17 protein-coding genes, 1 riboswitch and 1 other annotated feature are annotated in these 18,424 nt (G+C 30.2%); all 17 genes read left to right on the plus strand.

The genetic code is table 11. The annotated features are described in order from the left end of the window. On the plus strand, window positions 1–435 hold a 435-nt coding region (locus tag RT714_RS06565; RefSeq protein ID WP_313756783.1), incomplete at its 5' end, for a M20/M25/M40 family metallo-hydrolase. Window positions 436–567: 132 nt separating this feature from the next. Beyond that, a riboswitch (cobalamin riboswitch) is annotated at window positions 568–754 on the plus strand. Between the two features lie 173 nt (window positions 755–927). After that, the gene (gene sucC / locus RT714_RS06570; RefSeq protein WP_313756784.1) at window positions 928–2,088 is read left to right on the plus strand and encodes an ADP-forming succinate--CoA ligase subunit beta; all 1,161 of its coding nucleotides are present in this window, start codon (window positions 928–930) and stop codon (window positions 2,086–2,088) included. 13 nt (window positions 2,089–2,101) lie between these two features. Continuing rightward, on the plus strand, window positions 2,102–3,043 hold the full coding sequence (gene sucD / locus RT714_RS06575) for a succinate--CoA ligase subunit alpha (protein WP_313756785.1): 942 nt from the start codon (window positions 2,102–2,104) through the stop codon (window positions 3,041–3,043). A 192-nt stretch (window positions 3,044–3,235) separates the two neighbouring features. Then, entirely contained in the window at window positions 3,236–3,730 is a 495-nt protein-coding gene (locus tag RT714_RS06580; RefSeq protein ID WP_313756786.1) for an FUSC family protein, read from the plus strand. A 68-nt stretch (window positions 3,731–3,798) separates the two neighbouring features. Further along, window positions 3,799–3,935 (plus strand) — a sequence feature (ribosomal protein L20 leader region). Next, on the plus strand, window positions 3,893–4,468 hold the full coding sequence (infC, locus tag RT714_RS06585; RefSeq protein WP_399326166.1) for a translation initiation factor IF-3: 576 nt from the start codon (window positions 3,893–3,895) through the stop codon (window positions 4,466–4,468). (Overlaps the previous feature by 43 nt.) A 16-nt stretch (window positions 4,469–4,484) precedes the next feature. Further along, window positions 4,485–4,676 carry a 50S ribosomal protein L35 gene (gene rpmI, locus RT714_RS06590; RefSeq protein ID WP_072977581.1) on the plus strand — a complete coding sequence of 64 codons (192 nt, stop codon included), beginning with the start codon at window positions 4,485–4,487 and terminating at the stop codon, window positions 4,674–4,676. 32 nt (window positions 4,677–4,708) lie between these two features. After that, window positions 4,709–5,062 carry a 50S ribosomal protein L20 gene (gene rplT / locus RT714_RS06595; RefSeq protein ID WP_072977584.1) on the plus strand — a complete coding sequence of 118 codons (354 nt, stop codon included), beginning with the start codon at window positions 4,709–4,711 and terminating at the stop codon, window positions 5,060–5,062. A 121-nt stretch (window positions 5,063–5,183) separates the two neighbouring features. After that, a complete protein-coding gene (locus RT714_RS06600; RefSeq protein ID WP_313756788.1) occupies window positions 5,184–6,527 on the plus strand; it encodes a TrkH family potassium uptake protein in 1,344 nt (447 codons plus the stop codon). A gap of 14 nt (window positions 6,528–6,541) precedes the next feature. After that, window positions 6,542–7,198 carry a TrkA family potassium uptake protein gene (locus tag RT714_RS06605; RefSeq protein ID WP_072977589.1) on the plus strand — a complete coding sequence of 219 codons (657 nt, stop codon included), beginning with the start codon at window positions 6,542–6,544 and terminating at the stop codon, window positions 7,196–7,198. 1 nt (window position 7,199) lies between these two features. After that, complete coding sequence (rlmB, locus tag RT714_RS06610) at window positions 7,200–7,994, plus strand: 23S rRNA (guanosine(2251)-2'-O)-methyltransferase RlmB (protein WP_313756802.1); 795 nt, start codon at window positions 7,200–7,202, stop codon at window positions 7,992–7,994. Window positions 7,995–8,117: 123 nt separating this feature from the next. Next, a complete protein-coding gene (gene pheS, locus RT714_RS06615) occupies window positions 8,118–9,140 on the plus strand; it encodes a phenylalanine--tRNA ligase subunit alpha (protein WP_313756803.1) in 1,023 nt (340 codons plus the stop codon). 20 nt (window positions 9,141–9,160) lie between these two features. Next, on the plus strand, window positions 9,161–11,554 hold the full coding sequence (pheT, locus tag RT714_RS06620; protein WP_313756789.1) for a phenylalanine--tRNA ligase subunit beta: 2,394 nt from the start codon (window positions 9,161–9,163) through the stop codon (window positions 11,552–11,554). 98 nt (window positions 11,555–11,652) lie between these two features. Next, window positions 11,653–12,222, plus strand: coding sequence for a cell division protein ZapA (gene zapA / locus RT714_RS06625; RefSeq protein WP_313756790.1), 570 nt, complete (start codon window positions 11,653–11,655; stop codon window positions 12,220–12,222). 5 nt (window positions 12,223–12,227) lie between these two features. Then, a complete protein-coding gene (locus RT714_RS06630; RefSeq protein ID WP_313756791.1) occupies window positions 12,228–13,463 on the plus strand; it encodes a peptidase U32 family protein in 1,236 nt (411 codons plus the stop codon). Between the two features lie 12 nt (window positions 13,464–13,475). Beyond that, entirely contained in the window at window positions 13,476–14,642 is a 1,167-nt protein-coding gene (locus RT714_RS06635; protein WP_313756792.1) for a DUF3656 domain-containing protein, read from the plus strand. 13 nt (window positions 14,643–14,655) lie between these two features. Beyond that, a complete protein-coding gene (locus RT714_RS06640) occupies window positions 14,656–17,034 on the plus strand; it encodes an endonuclease MutS2 (protein ID WP_313756793.1) in 2,379 nt (792 codons plus the stop codon). A 121-nt stretch (window positions 17,035–17,155) separates the two neighbouring features. Then, on the plus strand, window positions 17,156–18,373 hold the full coding sequence (locus tag RT714_RS06645; protein ID WP_313756794.1) for a MerR family transcriptional regulator: 1,218 nt from the start codon (window positions 17,156–17,158) through the stop codon (window positions 18,371–18,373). Window positions 18,374–18,424: the final 51 nt, after the last annotated feature.

The following is an 18,424-nucleotide window of genomic DNA, read 5'->3' on the forward strand; positions in this document are numbered from 1 at the left end:
TCAGGTAAGTTGAATTTTAATCCTGGACTTATAAAACTAGAAGGAGATAAAATAAAACTAACTATAAATGTAAGATATCCTATAAAAAGTAGTGCAAAAGAAGTATATGATGGAATAAGGAAAAATCTTAATGGAACAAAAGTTGAATTAGTAGAAGGTAAGGGAGATACTAAACCTTTATATGTAGCCAAGGATAATTTTTTAGTTGAAAAATTGATGAAAGTATATAGGGAACAAACTGGAGATTTAGAAAGAGAACCAATTACAATTGGTGGAGGTACTTATGCTAGGGCAATGGAAAATGCAGTAGCATTTGGACCAATGTTTCCAGGACAACCAGATGTTGCTCATCAGAAAGATGAGTATATTTCTATAGAGCATCTTATAAAGATAACTAAGATATATGCTCATGCTCTATATGAATTAGCAAAATAAATTAAAAAATATTATGGTTTTCCCATGTTCTAAAATAGACGTGGGAAAATTTATTTAAAGCAATATTTTATTAGTAAAATAAATTTCTTAAGTTTGACAATTTAAATAGGCTATGATATATTTTACTTAAAATTTAATATTTTGACCATTGGTATAATCTTATGTAGGATTATTTAAAAGGGAAGTTCGGTTGAATTCCGACACGGTCCCGCCACTGTGATAGATAGAATCTTAGAAACACCACTGTACTAATCGTATGGGAAGGTATAAGATTTGTTATTCTTAAGTCAGGAGACCTGCCAATGGAAAAAACGCTGTTTATTACTCACGCGGATGAGGAGGTGTTATTTATAAAGTAGATTAATTATTTATTTCTACTTCTATCAATAATATCCTTTCTATTGCAGAAAGGCTTTTTATTTTGTAAGAATAATGGTAATAACTCAGCAAAAATTGTTGAGTTATTTTTTTGTAAAAAATGGAGGGGTAAAAATGAATATTCATGAATATCAGGCTAAAGAATTAATGAGAGAGTATGAAATTCCTGTACCTAATGGCAAAGTTATATATGATGTCAAAGATGCAGAAGGTGTCTGTTGGTCAATAGATACGGATATAGCTGTTGTAAAAGCTCAAATCCATGCTGGAGGAAGGGGAAAGGCAGGAGGAGTTAAAATAGCTAGGTCAATAGATGAGGTTAAAAAATATACAGAAGAACTATTGGGTAAAATATTAGTAACTCATCAGACAGGTGAAGAAGGAAAAGAAGTTAAAGCCATTTTAATAGAAGAAGGTTGTAATATTCAGAAGGAATATTATATTGGATTTGTATTAGACAGAGATAAATCAATGGTAACTCTTATCGCTTCTGAAGAAGGTGGAACTGAAATTGAAGAAATAGCATTAAAAAATCCAGAAAAAATTTATAAAGAGTCTATAGATTATGTATTAGGATTAACGGAGTTTCAAGCTCGGAGAATATGCTTTAATATTAATATTCCCTTGGAAATAATAAATGAAGCGGTAAAGTTTATGATGGATGCATACCGACTTTTTGTTGAGAATGATTGTATTTTAGTAGAAATAAACCCATTAGTAGTTACAAAGGAAAAGGAGTTAATTGCCCTAGATGCAAAGATCAACTTTGATGAAAATGGTTTATTTAGAAATGAGAAAATATTTAAGTATAGAGATTTAAATGAGGAAGATGAAAAAGAAATAGAAGCATCAAAACATGGATTGTCTTATATATCCTTAGATGGGAATATAGGATGTATGGTAAATGGGGCAGGACTAGCTATGGCAACTATGGATATAATCAAGTTTTATGGTGGAGAGCCAGCTAATTTTTTAGATGTTGGAGGAAGTGCGACAGAAGAAAATGTTAAAAATGCCTTTAAAATAATATTATCTGATGAAAAGGTTAAGGGAATTTTTGTAAATATATTTGGCGGAATAATGAAATGCGATGTAATAGCTAAAGGGATTGTAAAAGCAGCTAAAGAATTAGAATTAAAAGTTCCAGTAGTAATTAGATTAGAGGGAACTAATGTAGACTTAGGTATAGAAATAATAAAAAGCTCTAATCTAAATATATTTGCAGCAAAAGATATGGGTGAAGGTGCTAAGAAAATATTAGAATTAATTAAATAGGAGGGTGGAAATAATGAGCATATGGGTTGATAAATCTACTAAAGTAATGGTACAAGGAATAACAGGTAGTACTGCTATTTATCATACAAAACAAATGTTGGAATATGGTACAAATATAGTTGCAGGAGTAACGCCAGGTAAAGGAAATATGAAAATTGAAGGAGTTTCTGTATTTAACACTGTAAAAGAAGCCGTAAAGAATACTGGGGCAAATGTATCTATAATATATGTTCCGGCAAAATTTGCAGCAGATGCTATTCTAGAAGCAGTGGATGCTGAATTAGATATGGTAATTTGTATTACAGAGCATATTCCTATAAAGGATATGATTATGGTTAAAAGATATATGGAAGGTAAAAAGACTAGATTAATAGGGCCCAATTGTCCAGGAATTATAGTTCCTGATGAATGTAAAATTGGTATTATGCCAGGATATATACATAAGAAAGGAAAAATTGGTGTTGTATCCCGTTCTGGTACTTTGACCTATGAGGCAGTTTATCAATTATCATTAAGGGGAATAGGACAATCTACAGCTATAGGGATTGGTGGAGATCCTATAAACGGAACGGATTTTATTGATGTACTAAAAGCCTTTAATGAGGATGAAAATACAGATGCCATAATTATGATTGGAGAAATAGGTGGAAATGCAGAGGAGAAAGCAGCTTATTGGATTAAAGAAAATATGAAGAAACCAGTAGTTGGATTTATCAGTGGTAAAACTGCACCTTCAGGAAAAAGAATGGGGCATGCCGGAGCAATTATTTCATCGGGTAAAGGGACGGCAGATGAAAAAATAAGAATAATGAAAGAGTGTGGAATATATATTTCTGAAATTCCTACTAATATAGGTAATACTTTAATTAGAGCATTAAAAGATAATAATCTTTGGACAGATGAATATGAAATGGCATATAAAAACTCTATTAAATTGGCAAAGGATATAATTTAAGATATATGCTATCTATTCAAATTTATTATTATCTGTTATTATATATTGTAAGGTAATCTTAATATAAAAATGTTTCTATTGAAACATTATAAGGTAGCTCTTTTGAAACTCATAGATTGAAGGTTCTTTTTTATAAAACATTAAAGTAGAACTTTCCTATTTGTTATAAAATAATGCTTGAGAGGTATAGTCGTGAAAGAAATTATGGTGAAAGATCATAAAAAGATAAAACTTCCAGGAATGAGAGTTATAAAAACAGTTATAGCTGTATATATATGTTTTTTAATAAATTTTATTAGAAAAGGATTACCTTTCTATTCAGCAATAGCTGCAATTCTTTGTATGCAAAATGACCATGTTAATGGTTTGAAGGCTGGAAAAAGCAGAATTATAGGTACCTTAATAGGAGGAGTATATGGGTTTTTGGCAATATTATTAATTGATTTTGTAAATGCTGAGTTATATAGTCATATTCACTATTTAATTCTAAGTTTATTTTTAATTCCAATTATATATACAAATGTATTTCTAAAATCCAATAGTTCTGCCTATATTAGCTGTGTTGTTTTTTTTAGTATAACTATTTCTCATGGCAGTGATATTGCACCTATGTATTTTGCTCTAAATAGGGTAATTGATACATTAATCGGGATAGGAGTTTCACTTATTATAAATATAATTATATAAATAAAATTGTAAAATATATTTGACAAATAACTTTACCTAATGTATAATTATAAGGTAAAATGAATATTGGGTTTAAGTAGAAGTGTCCGCTTCTCACCTTATAGCTTTGCTCATAAGGTTTTAGATGAAAAAATAGTCTTATTACATAAGGCTCGTGTTTTTATGGATTTAAGCGGGTATTCTATACCCGCTTTTAATTTTTTGAAAAAACTTAGGAGGTGCTGTACTATCAAAGAGCTTCAAATTAATGAAGAGATCAGAGATAAAGAGGTAAGACTAATTGATGTAGATGGAGAACAACTTGGAATTTTACCTATAAGAAAGGCAATGGAGATTTCGGAAGATAAGAAATTAGATTTGGTAAAAATAGCTCCAACTGCTAATCCACCAGTATGCAGGATAATGGATTATGGGAAATACAAGTATGAGCTAGCTAAAAAGGAAAAAGAAGCTAGAAAAAATCAAAAGGTGATTAATGTTAAGGAAATTCGACTAACACCTAATATTGAGACCCATGACCTAAATGTAAAAGCTAGAACGGCTAGTAAATTTTTAGAATCTGGAGATAAAGTTAAGGTGTCCGTTAGATTTAGGGGTAGGGAAATGGGCCATACAGAAATTGGTAAAGAAGTATTAAATGATTTTGCTAAACTAACTGAAGAAGTTGGTATAATAGAGAAACCAGCAAAATTAGAAGGACGAAGTATGGTAATGTATTTAACACCAAAAACTGAGTAATAAGGGAGGTAGCATCATGGCAAAAATGAAAACTCATAGAGGGTCAGCAAAAAGATTTAAGAGAACTGGTTCAGGTTTATTAAAGAGATATAAGGCTTACAAGAGCCATAAAACTGGCAAGAAATCGCCAAAGAGAGTTAGAAACTTAAGGAAAGGCACTTTAGTAAGCAAAGGGGACCAACGAAGAATAGATTCAATGATACCATAAAAACTATATTAGAAATACGGGAGGTACTATAGATGGCAAGAGTAAAGAGAGCAGTAAATGCCAAGAAAAGACATAAAAAAGTATTAAAACAAGCCAAAGGTTATTACGGAGCAAAATCTAAATTATTCAGAACTGCTAACCAAGCTGTTATGAAATCACTTAATTATGCATATATAGGACGTAAACAAAGAAAAAGAGACTTTAGAAAACTTTGGATTGCAAGAATTAATGCTGCTGCAAGATTAAATGGAATGAGCTATAGCAAATTCATCAATGGTCTTAAAAAAGCAAATATCGAAGTAAATAGAAAGATGTTATCCGAAATGGCTATACATGATGCAGAAGGATTTTCTAAATTAGTAGAGATTGCAAAGGCTGCGATTTAATAAAATTTGTAGAATTGATTAAGGTAAAAGTTCCATAAAGGAACTTTTATTTTTCTTTTATTTAATAGATTACTATGATTATGGAATAATAATATAGGTATATATAATTGGGGGGGATTTCATGAGTTTTATAAAAGAAAGACTTAATAGAGTAAAATTAGATCCTCCAAGGGTTTTAGCGTTGGGATTTGGTAGTCTAATACTTATTGGAGCCATATTATTAAATTTACCTATAGCTACACAAAGTGGCGAGAGTATTGGTTTTATTAATGCTTTATTTACTTCAGCATCAGCAGTGTGTGTTACAGGGCTAGTAGTTGTAAATACGGGAGAATTTTGGTCTCTGTTTGGTCAAATTATAATAATTTTACTTATACAAATGGGTGGATTAGGATTTATGACTATGGCGACTATTGGAGCATTGATTATTGGGAAAAAAATTACATTAAAGGAAAGGTTGATAATAAAGGAGCAATTAAATCAGGAAACTATGTCTGGATTAGTTAAATTGACTAAATATGCTATATTATCTACTTTTGCCATAGAGGGTATTGGTGCTATTTTATTATCAACTAGATTTATACCTATATATGGACTGAGAAGAGGAATTTGGTTTTCTATATTTCACTCCATATCTGCATTTTGCAATGCAGGATTTGATATTACAGGAAACAGTATAGTTCCTTTTGTTGGAGATTTTATTATTAATATGACTATATCAGGATTAATAATTTTAGGAGGCTTGGGATTTTCAGTTTATATAGATATTTCAAGAAATAAATGTTTTAAAAAACTCCATTTACATTCAAAATTGGTTTTAACTATTACTAGTATTCTTCTTGTTGTTGGGATGATTATATTTTTATTGATAGAGTTTAACAACCCTTATACAATAGGAAATTTAAATACTGGTGAAAAGCTAATTTCATCATTTTTTCAATCAGTTGTTCCTAGAACAGCAGGATTTAACTCAGTTAATATAGGTGGACTTCAAGATACAACTGTATTTTTTATGATAATACTAATGTTTATAGGTGGTTCTCCAGGTTCAACTGCTGGAGGAATAAAGACAACCACTTTTGGTACTTTAATATTAACTACTATTGGAGTAATAAGAGGCAATAAGGATGTTGTGGCATATAGAAAGAGAATAGCTGATGAAGTAATAAATAGGTCATTAGCTATAGCTACTGTAGGAATGACATTGATAATTATAGTATCTTTTATATTAACTGTAACAGAACCTGCTGATTTTTTAGATGTGTTATTTGAAACTACTTCTGCATTTGCAACTGTAGGACTAACAAGAGGTATTACACCAAATTTAACTAGTTTTGGAAAAATAATTATTACATTGACCATGTATGCAGGTAGAGTTGGACCATTGACTATGGCCTTTGCTTTTGCTAAAAAAGCTAAAGTTAGTAATTTTAGATATTCTGAAGGGAATATTCTAGTAGGATAGAGGGGGTATAAAAGTTGAAATCATTTGTAGTTATAGGGTGTGGAAGATTCGGTTCATCCATTGCTAGAACGTTATATAGCTTAGGTAATGAGGTGTTGGCAATTGATAGTTCAGAAGAAATTATTAAAGAGATATCTGAAGAGGTAACTCATGCTGTTCAGGCTGATGTAATGGATGAAACGGTATTAATGGATTTGGGATTGCGAAATTTTGATGTGGCAGTTGTAGCTATTGGATCTGATATTGAAGCATCAATAATGGCAACATTAGTTGTAAAAGATCTAGGTATTGATAAAGTAATTGCAAAAGCACAGTCAGAGCTTCATGGAAAGGTTCTTAGTAAAATAGGAGCTGATAAGATAATATTCCCTGAGAGAGATATGGGTGTTAGGGTAGCCCATAATTTAGCATCTACAAATATATTAGATTTTATTGAATTATCACCAGATTATAGTATCTTAGAAATTGCTGCTTTAAAGGAATGGGAAGAAAAATCTTTAGCTCAACTAAGATTGCCTAGCAAGTATGGTATTAATGTAATGGCTATTAAAAGGGGAGATAGTATTAAGGTTTCACCAAACGGAGAAGTTATAATTAAAAAAGATGATATCTTAGTAATTATAGGAAACACAAAGGATATTAAGAGAGTAGAGCAAAGAGCTGGTGAATGATATGTTAGAAATCACTAGTATTAGAAATCCGTTGGTTAAGGAAATAAAATCTTTATATAGAAAAAAGGGAAGAATCAAAAATAATTCTTTTATTGTCGAAGGCATGAAGACTATTGAAGAAGCCATAGATAATAATTATCCAATTAAAAATATTATATATACAGACCAAATTTTAAAGATTAAGGATGGAGAGGCTTTCTTTGAAAGAATAAAAAAATTGAATAATATAATCTATGTACCAAATAATATTTTTAAAGATATTTCAGACACAGAAAATCCTCAAGGTGTATTGGGAATTGCAGAGATTAAATATAATGAAATGAAAGAAATTAAAAACAAAGAAAGACCTTTTTTAGTATTTCTAGATGGAGTACAGGATCCAGGAAATATGGGAACTATAATTAGAACAGCAGATGCTTTTAATGTAGATGGTATAATAATTACTGATGGATGTGTAGATCCTTATAATCCAAAAGTAGTTAGAGCTACAATGGGGTCTATTTTTAGAGTTCCCTTATACTATGTTTCTAATGGAATTGAGGAGTTAAAAAGTTTAAAAGATATAAATATGAGTATATATTCAACATCTTTAAGTGAGAGTATTCCCATATATGAAGTGGATTTTAATGAAGGATCTGTTTTAATCATAGGAAATGAATCCAATGGTGTAAGTGAAGAAATATTTTCCTTATCAGACAAACTAGTAAATATACCTATGATTGGAGGAGCAGAATCATTAAATGCTGGTGTGGCAGCTTCAATTATAATGTACGAAGTAATGAAACAGAGAACCTAATACTTCTTGAGTTTTGAAATTCTAGGTGCTATAATTGAGTAAATACTTTGAAATTTTGACCTTTGTTTTTAAAAGGTCTTGTTTTTTATACTATGGTAAAGGAGTAGAAATATGAAGGAAAATATGAGAGAAAAATTACTGGAAATTAAAGAGATTGCATTGAATAATATCAATGAAGTAACGGCTTTAGAAGAAATAGAACAATTGAGAGTAAAGTTTTTGGGGAAAAAAGGGGAATTGACTTCTGTATTAAGGGATATGGGCAAGTTAATAGCAGAAGAAAGACCAATAGTAGGACAAATCGCCAATGAAGTAAGGGATGAATTGGAAGAAGCTATTTCTTCAATGAAGGAAAAATTATCTGAAGAAATGAAAATGGCTAAAATAAGTAAGGAAAAAATAGATATAACTATGACTACAAATAAGGAAAGATTAGGGCATAGACATCCGCTTTTAGCTACTATTGAAGAGTTAGAGGATTTATTTATATCTATGGGTTTTTCTGTAGTTACTGGACCTGAAATTGAAACAGTTGAGAATAACTTTAATGCGTTAAATTCTCCAGAGAATCATCCTTCTAGGGATTTATCTGATACTTTCTACATAACAGAGGATATACTTTTAAGGACTCATACTTCTCCAGTACAAATTAGGGCAATGAAAGAAATGGGTGCGCCACTTAGAATAGTATCAGCAGGTAGAACCTTTAGATTTGATGATGTGGATGATACCCATTCGCCAATGTTTCATCAGCTTGAAGGTTTAGTTGTAGATGAGAATATTAGTATGGCAAATCTTATTCATACCTTAGATATATTTATAAAAGAGTTATTTGGTAGTGATATGAAAACTAGATATAGACCACATCATTTTCCATTTACTGAACCATCTGCAGAGGTAGATGTATCCTGTCTAAAATGTAGAGGTAAAGGATGTCCGGATTGTAATTATACTGGATGGAGCATGGAATTACTAGGTTGTGGCATGGTGCATCCAAATGTACTAGAATATTGTGGAATAGATTCAGAAAAATACAGTGGATTTGCTTTTGGTATGGGAATAGATAGAATTACCATGGTTAAATATGGTTTAGATAATATTAGACTATTATTCGAAAATGACAATAGATTTTTAGATCAATTCTAGATAGAAAAGGGAGTGGAAAGATGCTATTACCTGTAAAATGGTTAAAAGATTATATTGAAACAGAAAAAGATGCTAGGATTTTAGCAGATGGACTTACTCTGTCTGGATCTCATGTAGAGTCAATTATAGCATTAAACGAAGGAATAGAAAACGTTGTTGTAGGAAAGATTCTTAATATAGAAAGACATCCTGATGCAGATAAGCTTTTAATATGTAAAGTAAGTATAGGTAGTGAAACTCTACAAATTGTAACAGGTGCTACAAATCTAAATATTGGATATTATATTCCTGTAGCATTAGTGGGGGCTAAACTACCAGGAGATATTGCAATAGAAATGACTAATTTTAGGGGCGTAGATTCCTACGGTATGCTATGTTCTCTAAAAGAATTGGGATATAACGATAATGTTATACCAAAGGAAATGAAGGATGGTATTTTTATATTGGATAAAGAATATCCATTAGGAATGTCCATTGTTAATATAATGGGATTAGATAGTGAGATTATAGAATTTGAAATAACTCCAAATAGACCTGATTGTTTAAGTATTATAGGAATGGCTAGAGAAGCTGCAGCTACCTTTAATATAGAACTTAGGGAGCCTATAATTACTATAAAAAATGAAATTGAAGAGATAAAAGATTATTTGGATTCTATAGAAGTGCCATCTGATAATTGTGATAGATATTATGCTAGAGCAATAAAAGATGTAAAAATAGAACCATCTCCGCTTTGGATGCAAACAAGACTTATGCAAGCAGGAATAAGACCTATAAACAATATAGTGGATATAACAAATTTTGTAATGTTAGAATACGGTGAGCCATTACATGCTTTTGATTTGGAAAAGATTGATGGTAGAAAAGTTATTGTAAGACAAGCAGAAGAGGGAGAAAAACTCTTAACATTAGATGAAGTAGAAAGAAATTTGAAATCATCAGATTTAGTTATTGCTGATGATAAAAAACCTATTGCTCTAGCAGGAGTTATGGGAGGCTTTGATACAGAGATTACAGAGAATACTAAATATGTACTCCTAGAGGGGGCAAACTTTAATAGCAAAAGTGTAAGACTTACATCAAAAAGATTTGGGCTCCGAACAGAAGCATCTACAAGATTTGAAAAAGGTATTGATTCAAATTTAAGTCAAGTTGCAGTAGATAGGGTATGTCAATTAATAGAGGAAATTGGTGCTGGCGTTGTTATCAAAGGGAATATAGATATATATAAAAAAGTTAAAGAAGAAAATATAATAACTGCAAGACCAGCTAGAGTAAATAAGATATTAGGAATAGATATTTCTATTGAAGATATGATAGGATATTTAAATGGATTGGGGTTTGAAGCTAAAAATGAAGGAGAATTAATTAGTGTAAAGATACCAACCTTTAGATTAGATATTGAAAGAGAAGTTGATTTAATTGAAGAAATTGGAAGGCTTTATGGCTTCCACAATATAGAGAGTAAGCCTTTAATAGGTGTACTAACTAGGGGAGAAAAACCAAAAGCGAGAAGAATCGAAGATAGAACTAAGACAATATTACAAGGATTAGGATTAAATGAAGTAATGACTTATTCTTTCATTAGTCCTAAAGCTTATGACAAGATAAAACTTCCAGAAAATAGTTCTTTAAAGAATTATATAAAACTTATAAATCCACTAGGAGAAGACTATAGTGTAATGAGAACTACTCTTATACCAAATATGCTAGAATTACTTAGTAGGAACTATAACCGTGGTGTTTCTCATTGTGCAGTATATGAGATAGGTAATACATTTATAGCTAAAGAATTTCCTATAAAAGAGCTTCCGCAGGAAAAGAAGATTTTATCACTAGGCGTATATGGAGATAAAGATTTTTATTATCTAAAAGAAGTTGTAGATAAGACATTAGATAGACTTGGTATTAAAGGCATAGAATATATTCGAGAAGAGGACAATTTAACTTTTCATCCAGGCAGAACAGCTAAACTTATATTAAATGGAGAAGAACTAGGTGTATTAGGTGAAATTCATGTTGATGTGGCTGAGAACTATGATATACAAGATAGAGTATATATTGCACAATTAGATTTTAATAAAATAGTTGAATTAACAAATTTAGAAATCAAATATAAACCATTGCCAAAATATCCTTCCATGCTTAGGGATTTAGCATTGGTAGTTAAGGAGGATATCTTAGTAGGTGATATTCAAAAGGTAATATCCAGACATGGAGAAGGATTAATAGAAAAAATTGAGTTGTTTGATATATATACAGGAAATCAAATTCCAGAAGGAATGAAGAGTGTAGCGTATTCCATTACTTATAGATCCTATGAAAAAACACTTCGTGATGATGAGGTAAATAATATTCAGCAAACAATTATCGAAGATTTAGAGAATACCTTTGATGCAAAACTTAGATCATAAAAAGAGTAGATAAATCTACTCTTTTTTCCAAAATAAAGAAGGAGATTTAAGAGTTGTGTCGAATATATTAATATAAACTATAAAGGAGTGGTATAGTTATGACAGAAAAAAGAAAAATTAATATATTGATAGATGGTCGTAACTTTACGGTAGTAGGATCAGATAACGAAGATTATGTTAGATCTCTAGCTAGCTATGTAGATAAAAAAATTAAAGATTTGGCAAATAAAAATGATAGACTTTGCCAAACTAGTTCAGCTACATTGGCAGCTTTAAATATTGCAGATGAACTCTATCATACTAAGGAACGATTACAACAATTGGAAAATAAGGCCAAAGATCCTATGCAGAAATATGGCAACCTAATATCTGAACTGGATAAGGCAAAGGATATTATACAGAGTCTAGAATTACAATGTTCTCAATATAAAGATGATTTACTTAAGACTAAAATTGAAAATGAAAATATAATAAAAGAAATGAAGAAAAATGAGCAAGCCCTGGAGTTAAAAGAGAAAGAACTTGTAGAAGGTCAAAAGATGATAAAATCTTTACAGGATAAGATATTTGATAATCAAATGGAATTAATAGAAGTCAAAAAGGAGTTAGGAGAAGTAATAAGAAGGTTAGACAGTGAGAAAAATATATTTGTCAAGGAGGAAGTTTAATACTTGTGAATAATAATATTGAATTACTTGCTCCCGTAGGTAGTATGGAGTCACTATATGCTGCTGTACAAAATGGAGCAAATGCAGTTTATTTAGGTGGAAAGCTTTTTAATGCAAGACAATATGCCTCTAATTTTGATTTTGATGAATTAAAAGAGGCTGTTACTTATGCTCATTTAAGAGATGTTAAGGTATATGTAACTGCTAATATTTTAGTAGATAATTCTGAGATGGAAAATGTGATAGACTATATTAAATTCCTATATGAAGTAGATGTAGATGGTATTATCGTACAGGATCTAGGATTAGCCCATCTTATAAGGGAGTTCTTCCCTGATTTTCATGTCCATGGAAGCACACAAATGACAATAAATAATTTACCAGGAGCAGAATTTGTTTATGATATGGGATTTACCAGGGTTGTACTGGCCCGTGAAACACCTATAGATGAAATAAAATATATTCATAAGAATACCCCCATTGAATTAGAAGCATTTATTCATGGGGCTCTTTGTGTTTGTTATTCTGGACAATGTTTAATGAGTAGTCTTATTGGGGGTAGAAGTGGAAATAGAGGTAAATGTGCACAACCCTGTAGGATGCCTTCTTCTTTAGTAGATAGCAACGGGAATATAATTAAAGATTGGGATAAAAAACATGTCCTTAGTCCAAGAGATTTAAATACAATTGAAAATCTTGAAGAACTAATAGATAGTGGAATTATATCATTAAAGATAGAGGGAAGAATGAAAAGGCCGGAATATGTGGCTACTGTAGTAAAGAACTATAGGAAAGTATTAGATGAAGGCAGTAGAAGTTTAAAATTAGAAGATAAAAAAGATGTAGAGCAAATATTTAATAGAAGGTTTACTAAAGGCTTGACATTTGGAGATTTTAGTAAAGACTTCATCACCATAGAAAGACCTGATAATAGGGGAGTTTTAGTAGGAAAGGTTGCAAGAGTAGATAAATATAATGTATTTATTTCTCTTGAAGAAGATGTGGATGAAGGAGATGGATTAGAGTTTATTACTGCAAAGGGTGAATATAAAGGCATAAAGGCTCGGTTTTATGGTAAAAAAGGTACAACAATGAAATTAGAAAAGCCTGGTTATATATTAAAAGACTCTTTAGTATATAAGACTTCTAGCGTTAATTTGTTAAATCGTGCTAAAGAAAGCTATCAAGAAGAAAATATAAAAAATCCTATAGATATGGAGATTAATATAAATATAGGATAAAGTCCAAATTTAATGGTCATGTTTAAAGGAAATATGGTTACAGAAGTAGCTGATGCAAAGGTAGAAAAATCTGAGAGAGTTTCACTTACAACAGAAAAGATAACAGAACAGTTATCTAAACTTGGAGATACTACTTATACTTTAAATAATATAAATATAAATCTGGAGGATAATTCTTATTTACCAGTATCTGTATTAAACTACCTTAGGCGAGAAGCAATACAGAAACTAGATAATCAAGTAAAAAATATAAACAAAAGAAAGCCTATAAATGAAGAATTATATAATGAGAAGAAGCAAAGTTTTTTTGAATATAAAAACACTAAAAAAGAAATATATAATAAGCTGAGCATAAGAGTTAACAACATCGACCAGTTTAACAAATTAGACTTAAACAAACTTGATAGGATTTATTTAGGATTCTATAATGAGTTAGAGGAAGTCATTTCTAAAGTTAAAGAATATAATAAAGAAGTATATATCTGGACAGATAAGATTTTATACCAAAAGGATTTAGAAACTCTAGATGAGATTATAGCTCCCATAAGGGATAAACTAGATGGTGTTTCAGTATCCAATTTAGGTAGTTTAAAATATATGAAGGATAGATTTAATCTAAAAATTCATGGTGATATTGGATTAAATGTATTTAATAGTTTTACATTAGATTATCTTAAAGATATTGGTGTGGGAAGTATTACATTATCTCCAGAGTTAAATCTATCTCAAATTAAAAATATTGAAGAATCCTCTAATGTCTTTACTGAAGCTATTGTTTATGGTTATTTACCAGTTATGGTAACTAAGCATTGTCCTATGTCTTTGGTAAAAGGCTGTAAAGATGATAAGAATTGCAGCCATTGTAATTTTGCCAAAGGATATGGTATAAAGGATAGAGTTGGTGCTGTTTTTTATATGGATAGAAGAGAAGGATTTTCAAATATTTATAATTCCGTACCATTAATGGTAATAGATAGCTTGAAGCAAATAAAAAATAGTGGGATTTCAATGGTACGATTAGATTTTACAATTGAAACAAATGGAATTAGAGAAATTCAAAAAATTCATTATGATTATATTAATAACCAAATAGGCGAAAAAGAAGTAAAAGAATTTTTAAATAGATTTAAAGAAGATAAGAACATAACAAATGGGCACTATTTTAGAGGTGTCATGTAATTGAGGTGTTAAAATGAATTTAAAAACTTTAAAAACATTAGAATATAATAAAATAATAGACTTACTTCTTCAAAAGACTGAATCAAGCTTAGGAAAAGAGAAGATAAAAACCATAAAACCTTTAACAAATATACAAGATATAGAGCATCTTCAAAGAGAAACAGAGGAAGCCTATGCATTGTTAATTAAAAGGGGAACACCCCCATTATATGGAATACACAGTATTACACCAGAAGTAAAAAGAGCAGAAATAGGAGGCGTTCTTAGTCCTGCTGGACTCCTTAAAATATCAGACTCACTGAGGGTATCTAGGGGACTAAAAAATTATATAAAAGAAACAAGAGAGGATAAGGTTTCAGATTATCCTATAATTGAAGGATTGGTTGAAGAGCTCAGGGTTTTTAAGTCTATTGAAGATGAAATAAACAATGCCGTAATATCAGAAAATGAAATCTCAGATAATGCTAGTTCAGCACTCAAGAGCATTAGAAGGCAGATAATCAGTAAAAATGAAGGGGTAAAGGATAAATTAAACTCAATAATAAATTCTCAGAACAATAGAAAATATCTCCAAGACAGCATTGTAACTGTTAGAGAAGGAAGATATGTAATACCAGTTAAAGCAGAGAATAGAGGAAATGTGCCAGGATTAGTCCATGATATGAGTGGAAGTGGAGCCACATTATTTATAGAACCTATGGCAGTTGTACAGCTAAATAATGAGCTAAGAGAACTAGAACTAAAAGAAAGAGAAGAGATAGAAAGAATTTTAAGGGAACTTTCAAACTTAGTTGCAGAAGAGTCTGAAGGGATTGCAAATAATCAAAAAATTCTTCAAGAATTGGACTGTATTTTTGCTAAGGGGAAACTTGCTCTTGATATGAAAGCTACAAGACCTATACTAAATGAAAAAGGTTATATTAATATTAAAAAAGGTCGTCATCCACTATTAAATGTGGAAAAAATAGTACCTATAGATGTATATTTAGGAAGGGATTTTAATTCTTTAATAATCACTGGGCCAAATACTGGTGGTAAAACTGTTACATTAAAAACTGTAGGATTACTTACTTTAATGGCTCAATCAGGACTTCATATTCCTGCTGATTTCAATTCGGAGATAGCTGTATTTAATCAAGTATTTGCAGATATTGGAGATGAGCAAAGTATAGAACAGTCTCTTTCTACTTTTTCTTCTCATATGGTAAATATAGTAGATATATTAGATAAAGTAGAATATAATAGTTTAATTCTTTTTGATGAACTAGGTGCAGGAACAGATCCTACAGAGGGTGCAGCTCTTGCTATGTCAATACTCGATTATTTACTCAAATTAGATGTGCGAACTATTGCTACAACTCATTATAGCCAATTGAAACTATATGCTTTAACCACAGAAGGTGTAAGAAATGCATCAGTAGAATTTGATGTGGAAACATTAAGTCCTACTTATAGATTGCTTATTGGAATACCAGGTAAATCAAATGCTTTTGAAATATCTAGAAGACTGGGACTACAAGAATATATTATAGATTATGCAAAAGACCTTATTTCTAAGGAAAATGTAGAGTTTGAAGATGTATTACAAGCTATGGAAAAAGATAGATTGGCTACTGAAGCAAATAGACAAGAAGCTGAAATATATAGACTAGAAGTAGAAAGATTAAAGGCAGATTTAGAAATAGAAAAAGATAAGACAAAAGAAATTAGAGATAAAATTTTATCTAAGGCTAAGGAAGAGGCTAGAAATATATTAAGATTAGCTAAGGAAGATGCAGACTCTATTGTAGGAGAATTAAGAGAGATTTCTTCGGATATAGAAAAAGATAGAAATAGAAAACTTCAAGAAGCGCAGGATAAATTAAAAGCAAAATTAAATAAGGCTGAGGGCGAATTATCTCGTAATGTGTTAAATGTAAAATCTAATAAACCTCCAAAAAATTTAAAGGCTGGAGAAACTGTAGAAGTTCTTACATTTAATCAAAAAGGAACTGTACTTGATGAACCAGACGATAATGGGAATGTTAGGATTCAAGTTGGTATAATGAAAATAACCTCCCATATATCCACGTTGAAACGAGCAAGCTTAGATGAAGAGGAAAAAATTCATGGAAGTACCAAGAAAATTATGGGTTCTAAATCAAAAGATATAAAGAGTGAGATTGATTTAAGAGGAAAGAATTTAGATGAGGCTTTTTTAGAATTAGATAAATATTTAGATGATGTATATATTGCAGGATTAAAGCAAATTAATATAATTCATGGTAAAGGTACTGGAGTACTCAGAGATGGAATAAAGGGATATCTAAGAAGTCATAGGCATGTAAAGTCATCGAGACTAGGTGTTTATGGAGAAGGCGGAGATGGAGTTACGGTGGTAGAGATTAAGTAAAAATTGTATTTAGGATTATAGAAAGGATACTTGTTTTATCATAAAGAAGTATCTTTTTTATAATAAAAATTAAAGAATGTAAATTTATCTTATGATATTAATAATATTAGGTGGTGAGTTAGTGAGAATAGGTAAATTTGCTGAGAGCAACAATCTTACTATTGATACTGTTAGACATTATATGGATTTGGGATTGATTATACCTGAGATGCAAGGAGGGCATTATTATTTTGATAATAGATGTAAATCAGACTTAGAAGATATTTTAAGTTTAAAGGGCATGGGATTTACATTAAACGAAATTAAATCAATATTTATGTTTAAAAGACTAGGAAAACTTACTCCATATGAACAAAATCAATATTATAAAACATTTTTTGAAAGTAAATATGAGAGTATAGGAAAAGAAATAGAAAGTCTTAAAGAAATTAGAAATAATCTCAAGAAAAAAATAGATGAATTACAGAGTTATGATAAAGAAGCTAAAAACAAAATAGGTATTAATATTAGAAATTTAAGTATATTCAAATGCTCAAAATGTAAAGGAGATTTGATGATTTCCAAGGGTGATATAGATAACAATCAAGTGATTAATGGAAGGTTAAAATGTAATTGTGGAGTAGAATACGAAATAGATGATGGAATATTAGTAAGCAACAGTAAAGAAATAGAGCATAGGCTAAATTTTAACAATAACTATATGGAAGAATATATAAGTTCTACAGATATAGGATATTTAGATAGTGTATATAAAGGCTTAGAATTAATGCATAAAAAAATAGATTATGATAATTTTAAAAATAAAATAATACTAGAATTAGGTTCTGGTATGGGATTTTTTTTGAGACATATCTATGATGAATTACCGGAGGGTTCTATCTATATAGCTGTTGATAATGATTTAGGAAGACATAAATTTTTGAAAGGAATACTAGAGCTTATAAATTGCAATAAAAATGTAATATTTATATGTTCTGATTTTACTGAAATTCCCATAGGAAATAGATATATTGATGTTCTTGTAGACTTTTCAGGAAGTAGTAATTATGGGTTTATAAATGAACAGTTTTTGTTAAATAAAATTGACAATTATATTAAAGGATCTGCTTGGCTAATAGGGACATATATAATGTTTAAAAACTTCAATGTAAATAGTAAAATAGATAGTAAATATAGAAAAAATTTTAATATAAACAATGTAAAGAAAGAAATAGAAAAATTAGATTATAAAATTATTTATGACGATATATCACAGCCTGTTAGTAAGGGAGGAAAATATGAAGACTATTTTGTAGAAGGAGAGAAAATATATTATTACTTGTATTATGGAAAAAGATAGGGTTAACCCTATCTTTAGTTATTTTATGAGTGAAAAAATATTAAAAACATA

Origin of the sequence: Tissierella sp. (assembly GCF_032104385.1) — a bacterium.
GTDB lineage: Bacteria > Bacillota > Clostridia > Tissierellales > Tissierellaceae > Tissierella.

Bases quoted from the DNA above. Each gene is read 5' to 3' on its own strand.
- rpmI (WP_072977581.1), top strand. From the start codon at position 4,485: ATGGCAAAAATGAAAACTCATAGAGGGTCAGCAAAAAGATTTAAGAGA.
- pheS (WP_313756803.1), top strand. From the start codon at position 8,118: ATGAGAGAAAAATTACTGGAAATTAAAGAGATTGCATTGAATAATATC.
- zapA (WP_313756790.1), top strand. From the start codon at position 11,653: ATGACAGAAAAAAGAAAAATTAATATATTGATAGATGGTCGTAACTTT.
- rlmB (WP_313756802.1), top strand. From the start codon at position 7,200: ATGTTAGAAATCACTAGTATTAGAAATCCGTTGGTTAAGGAAATAAAA.
- sucD (WP_313756785.1), top strand. From the start codon at position 2,102: ATGAGCATATGGGTTGATAAATCTACTAAAGTAATGGTACAAGGAATA.
- RT714_RS06600 (WP_313756788.1), top strand. From the start codon at position 5,184: ATGAGTTTTATAAAAGAAAGACTTAATAGAGTAAAATTAGATCCTCCA.
- RT714_RS06635 (WP_313756792.1), top strand. From the start codon at position 13,476: ATGGTCATGTTTAAAGGAAATATGGTTACAGAAGTAGCTGATGCAAAG.
- infC (WP_399326166.1), top strand. From the start codon at position 3,893: ATGGATTTAAGCGGGTATTCTATACCCGCTTTTAATTTTTTGAAAAAA.
- RT714_RS06640 (WP_313756793.1), top strand. From the start codon at position 14,656: ATGAATTTAAAAACTTTAAAAACATTAGAATATAATAAAATAATAGAC.
- rplT (WP_072977584.1), top strand. From the start codon at position 4,709: ATGGCAAGAGTAAAGAGAGCAGTAAATGCCAAGAAAAGACATAAAAAA.
- pheT (WP_313756789.1), top strand. From the start codon at position 9,161: ATGCTATTACCTGTAAAATGGTTAAAAGATTATATTGAAACAGAAAAA.
- sucC (WP_313756784.1), top strand. From the start codon at position 928: ATGAATATTCATGAATATCAGGCTAAAGAATTAATGAGAGAGTATGAA.